A 1,331-nucleotide genomic window follows, 5' to 3' on the forward strand; every position below is an offset into this window, starting at 1 on the left:
AAACTGACCGGGCGGGAAAATGTCCGGTTCTTTGCCGATCTGTACGGTGTCCCGAATGCAGGAGGCCGTGTTGATGTAGTCCTTGCTGTTATGGAGCTGACTGACAGGGCGGACGATCTCATCAGGATATACTCCGGGGGGATGCGGCGGAGGCTCGAACTTGCCCAGGCGCTTGTCCATGAACCCAAGGTCCTCTTCCTCGATGAGCCCACAATCGGGCTCGATGTCGCTGCACGGAAGAAAATCTGGGAGCATATCCAGTCCCTGCGAAAGAAAGGGATGACGATCTTTGTCACAACGCATTATATGGACGAAGCGGACCAGTTCTGCGACCGGGTCGGCATCATCAGTAAAGGCCGGATTGCTGCCCTTGGTACACCTAAGGAACTCAAGGCACGGCTGATGAAGGATGTCATCACTGCCAAAGTCGAAGGGACATTTGTCCCCCCAGAGCTGGAGGGGATTGTTTATCTCGGCAACAATAATGATGAGGTTTCCTTCACAGCAGAGAACGGGCGGGAAGCGCTCCCGATTCTGGCTGATGCTCTTGGAAAATCCGGGGGGGTCGTCAGATCGATGTCGTTGCGGGAACCTACTCTCGATGACGTATTTATTCAGGCTGTCGGGCAGCAGGAAGAGTCCCATGCTTTCGATTACAACAAGTTCAGGACAATGCTGCGGAGGAGAAAATGAACGGCACTGTTACCTACATGAAACGCGATTTTGTCAAATGGGGCCGGGGGAAAGTTGCCGTCATATCTGCTCTGATCATGCCGGCTGCGTGGCTCATCTTCGTCGGGCTTGCCCTGCCGGTGAAGTTTACCGGTAATTATCTCGATTTTATTGTACCGGGAATCCTTGTCATGACCATGCTCTCTGCCGGGCTCTCCGGGGGTGCACTTCTGATGTTTGACAAGATACTCGGGTTCCTTAACAAGTTCCTTGCCCTCCCGACTCCCCGGAGCAGCATCCTTGTCGGTAAGATCCTCTTCATCACCGGCCGTGGGTTGATCCAGGCAACCATCATCCTCGCCATTGCGCTTCTTATCGGCGCAACCCTGATGAATCCTGTTCAATACTGCCTCACGTACTTCATTCTCTTCCTCTTCGGTGTCATGCTCTCGGCATTTGCCACAACCATTGCACTCTACCTTGAGGATCACGACTCATATTCAGCCTTCAACACGATGATCTCCATGCCGCTCTTTTTCACGTCCAGCGCCCTGATGCCCTACAGTGTGATGCCGGCCTGGCTTGCAACGATCGCTCATCTCAATCCGCTCAGTTATGCGATCGATGCAATCCGGGCAGCAATGGGAGGTACGATCCTG

General features: G+C 53.8%; 2 protein-coding genes. Both read left to right on the forward strand.

Annotated elements, in window-relative coordinates:
• Positions 1 to 693: DUF4162 domain-containing protein (locus CW742_RS13335; protein ID WP_292421187.1), on the forward strand; the 693-nt coding region annotated here is incomplete at its 5' end.
• The coding region (locus CW742_RS13340) for an ABC transporter permease (RefSeq protein WP_292421188.1) at positions 690 to 1,331 on the forward strand (642 nt) is incomplete at its 3' end. The genes CW742_RS13335 and CW742_RS13340, both read left to right, overlap by 4 nt.

This window comes from Methanoregula sp. (genome assembly GCF_002835825.1).
Classification (GTDB): Archaea; Halobacteriota; Methanomicrobia; order Methanomicrobiales; family Methanospirillaceae; genus Methanoregula.